A 627-nucleotide genomic window follows, 5' to 3' on the forward strand; every position below is an offset into this window, starting at 1 on the left:
AATAAAAAATGTTTTCTCCGCGCCTCCGCGGTTCATTTTTTACAGGCGATAACATTACAAAGACCGTGTTACCATTTTCTGTTTTATTCGTCCGATGGCTTTCGTGGGATTCAGGCCCTTGGGACAGACATTGACACAGTTCATGATGGTGTGACAGCGGAATAATTTAAATGGTCCTTCCAGTTCAGCCAGGCGTTCCTCGAATGCCTGGTCACGGCTGTCCTCGATAAACCGCGATGCCTGTAACAGTGCGGCCGGCCCCAGAAATTTATCCGGATTCCACCAGAATGACGGGCACGCTGTGGAACAGCAGGCACACAAAACACATTCGTATAAACCGTCCAGCTTTTCACGTTGCGCCGGTGACTGTTTAAGCTCGACCTCGGGCATCGGATCGTTAACGATCAAATAGGGCCTGACCGCGCGATACTGCCTGTAAAACATGTCCATATCAATAACCAGGTCCCGAATTACCGGCAATCCCGGGAGGGGTTTCACCTCAACCGGCTGTTTCAAACCATCCAGCGCAGTAATACAGGCAAGGCCATTGGTTCCATTGATATTCATCCCGTCGGAACCACAAACTCCTTCACCGCAGGAGCGGCGAAAGCTAAGCGTCTCATCCAG

General features: G+C 50.7%; 1 protein-coding gene. It reads right to left on the reverse strand.

The annotated features are described in order from the left end of the window. Positions 1-54: 54 nt before the first annotated feature. Positions 55-627: succinate dehydrogenase iron-sulfur subunit (locus tag ACQY6F_RS18975; protein WP_428776681.1), on the reverse strand; the 573-nt coding region annotated here is incomplete at its 5' end.

It is taken from the genome of Vibrio sp., from assembly GCF_050299255.1.
In the GTDB taxonomy this organism is placed as follows: Bacteria; Pseudomonadota; Gammaproteobacteria; order Enterobacterales; family Vibrionaceae; genus Vibrio.